Source organism: Bradyrhizobium sp., from assembly GCF_019242285.1.
Taxonomy (GTDB): domain Bacteria; phylum Pseudomonadota; class Alphaproteobacteria; order Rhizobiales; family Xanthobacteraceae; genus Bradyrhizobium.
Genome location: NZ_JAFAVV010000189.1, coordinates 1 through 3,244 on the forward strand (window position 1 = coordinate 1; position 3,244 = coordinate 3,244).

The following is a 3,244-nucleotide window of genomic DNA, read 5'->3' on the forward strand; positions in this document are numbered from 1 at the left end:
ACTAGAATGCCGAGCGCGCCGGAGGTCGAGATCACGCCGACGCCGAACCGGCGCGGATAGCCGTATTCCACCATCGCCGGCATCATGATCGAGCCGATCGCGACCACGGTGGCGACGCTGGAGCCGGAGATCGCCGCGAACATCGCGCAGGCCGCAACGCCGGCGAGACCGAGGCCGCCGGGCAGATGGCCGACCAAGGAGGTCGTGAACGCGATCATCCGCCGCGCGACGCCGCCGCGGGTCAGGAAGGTGCCGGCCAGGATGAAGAACGGGATCGCCATGATGCCGAAATTGTCGAGGCCCGAAAACAGCTTCAGGCCGACGCTCTCGATCGGCACTTCCGTCATCGTGAACAGGAAGGTCAGCACCGTCAGGCCGAGCGAGATCGAGATCGGCATGCCCGTCAGCATCAGGGCGAACAGCAGGCCGAAGATCAGCGCCGCGCTCATCAGGCTTCTCCGACCGAGATCGGCGCGGTCGGGCTGACCTCGATGTCGTCGACATGGACGGCGTCATGGTGCGGCAGGTCGCCGTGCCAGAAATAGGCCCACATCACCTGCAGGAAGCGGAAGCACATCAGATACGAGCCGAGCGGGATGCAGGCGTAGACGATCCAGCTCGGAATCTCCATGTCGGGCGAGACCTGGTCGGTGTTCATCAGTTCGAGCACGAACTTGGCGCCCATGGTGCCGACGATCGCGGTGAACACGGCCCCGCCGAGCAGGCCGAACAGGATGACCCATTTGCGCGAGGCATCGCCCAGGCGGTTGATCAGGACGTCGACGCCGACATGGATGCCGGTCCGGACGCCATAGGCAGCGCCGAACTTCGCCATCCAGATGAACATGTAGATGCAGAGCTCCTGCGACCAGGCGAGGTTGATGCCGAACAGATAGGGATACAGGACCGGCACATCGACCAGATAGCGGTGCACGACGGTGACGAAGGTCAGCACCGTCGCAGCCCCCATCAGGCTGGCGATGATGATCTCCTCGAGCCGGTCGAGAATTTTCAGGAACATCAAACGACCCCATGACGATCGGGCGGCCGTCGCTGCCGCCCGATCACGCGCCCTTTCCTACCCGCTTCTTCCTAGCGCTTCCGGGCCGCGGTCCCTCGCGGCCAATCAGCGCACTACGCTGCTGATCAGTTGATCGGGCCGCGGCCCGTCTCCTTCAGGATCTCGTCGATCAGGGACTGGCCGATGCGCGAGGCCACGTCCTTGTAGACCGGCATCATCGCCTTGCGCATCGCCTCGTCCTGATCGGGCGTCAGCGTGATGATCTCGGTCTTGCCGGCCTTCTTGATCTCCTCCAGCGCGCCGTCGTTCTCCTTGGCCGACTGGCTGTTGCCGAACTCGGTGGCTTCCTTCATCGCCTTCTCGCAGGCGGGGCGGATGTCGGCCGGCAGGCCGTCCCAGAACTTCTTGTTCACGACCACGACGTAGCCGATGTAGCCGTGGTTGGTGACGGTGGCGTATTTCTGCACCTCGTGCATCTTCTGAGTGTAGATGTTCGACCAGGTGTTCTCCTGCCCGTCGACCACGCCGGTCTGCAGCGCCTGGTAGACGTCGGAGAACGCCATCACCTGCGGGATCGAGCCGAGCGCGCGGAACTGCGCCTCCAGCACCTTCGACGACTGGATGCGGAATTTCAGCCCTTTGTAGTCGGCGGGCGCCAGCAGCTTCTTGTTGGCGCTCATCTCCTTGAAGCCGTTGTCCCAATAGGCGAGCCCGGTCATGCCCTTGGAATCCAGCAGCTTGAGCAGCCTGGCGCCGAGCGGCCCCTCGGTGACCTTGCGCAGCGTCTTGGTATCGGGAAGCAGATAGGGCAGATCGAACACCTCGAACTCCTTGATGCCGATCGGCCCGAACTTCGAGTTCGAGGGCGCCAGCATCTGCACCGCGCCGAGCTGCAGCGCCTCCAGCTCCTCCTTGTCCTTGTAGAGTGTCGAATTCGGGTAGACCTCCACCTTCACCTTGACGTCGGTATATTTCTCCGCCAGCTCCTTGAACTTGTCGGCGGCCTTGCCCTTCGGCGTGTCGGCCGCCACGACGTGGCTGAACTTGATGACGATCGGCTGGTCGGCGGCCGACGCCTGACCAGCCATGGATACCGCCGCGACCGATAGGGCGGCGAAAATCAGGTGACGCATGTTGCCTCCCGGGGGACGTTTCGGGACCACCGCCGGTGCGGGGTTCCAGCCTTGTATACCAGAGGCACCAATAGCGAGAAGCCGACGCGAATGCCATCGATCGTTAGAAGGGGCCTAAAACGCTGATGCTGCAGCGCAAAAGCCACTTTGCGCGTCATTCCGGGGCGATGTCGCGCAAAGGGTGCACAGGGTGGGCTAGGCGTCATCTTGCTTCGATGCCCGACACGAAGGCCGAAGCGTGCCCACCATTTCAAGGCAGTGCTGTCGAGAGAATGGTGGGCACGGCGCTCCGCGCGATGCTGCGCATCGTCGCGTCCGCGCCTTAGCGCCCGCCCTCCGACTCCGACGACATCGCGCGTCAGCTCGCGGCCGCGGTCACCGTGTCGCGCTGGCGCTTCATGACGATTTTGTTGAGCGCGCCGAGATAGGCCTTGGCGGAAGCCACCAGCGTGTCGGGATCGGCGGCGCGCGAGGTCATCGAGCGGCCGTCATGGCTCAACCGCACCGACACCTCCGCCTGCGCGTCGGTGCCTTCGGTGACGGCGTGAACCTGGTAGAGCTCCAGCTTGGCCTCGTGCGGCACCAGCGCCTTGATGGCGTTGAACACCGCATCCACCGGCCCGTTGCCCTCGACCTCCTCGATCCGGACCTGGCCGTCGATGTCGAGCTTCATGGTGGCGCGCTGCGGGCCGCGGGTGCCCGCGATGACCGTCAGCGACATCAGCTTGATGCGGTCGTGGGAGGCCGCCATCTCGCCTTCGACCAGGGCCTCGATGTCCTCGTCATAGATGTCCTTCTTGCGGTCGGCGAGCGCCTTCATCCGCGTGAAGGCGTCCTCCAACTGGTTGGGGCCGAGCTTGTAGCCCATCTCCTCCAGCTTGTGGATGAAGGCATGACGGCCGGAATGCTTGCCGAGCACCAGCGACGACTGCTTCAGCCCGACCATCTCGGGCCTCATGATCTCGTAGGTGGACGCGTCCTTCAGCACGCCGTCCTGGTGGATGCCGCTCTCATGGGCGAAGGCGTTGCGGCCGACGATCGCCTTGTTGTACTGCACCGGGAACGAGGTCGCCGTCGACACCACCTTCGA

At 64.3% G+C, this 3,244-nt stretch carries 4 protein-coding genes; all 4 read right to left on the reverse strand.

Features of this window, described 5'->3' with window-relative positions; translation table 11 throughout:
- Positions 1–449, reverse strand: a 449-nt coding sequence (locus JOY90_RS07200) for a TRAP transporter large permease subunit (RefSeq protein ID WP_291690455.1), incomplete at its 3' end; no start/stop codon positions are given.
- Positions 449–1,021, reverse strand: a complete 573-nt coding sequence (locus JOY90_RS07205) for a TRAP transporter small permease (protein WP_291690456.1) — start codon at positions 1,019–1,021, stop codon at positions 449–451. The genes JOY90_RS07200 and JOY90_RS07205, both read right to left, overlap by 1 nt.
- A 125-nt stretch (positions 1,022–1,146) precedes the next feature.
- Complete coding sequence (locus JOY90_RS07210; protein WP_291690457.1) at positions 1,147–2,154, reverse strand: TRAP transporter substrate-binding protein; 1,008 nt, start codon at positions 2,152–2,154, stop codon at positions 1,147–1,149.
- A gap of 358 nt (positions 2,155–2,512) precedes the next feature.
- Positions 2,513–3,244, reverse strand: a 732-nt coding sequence (locus JOY90_RS07215) for an alpha-isopropylmalate synthase regulatory domain-containing protein (RefSeq protein ID WP_291690458.1), incomplete at its 5' end; no start/stop codon positions are given.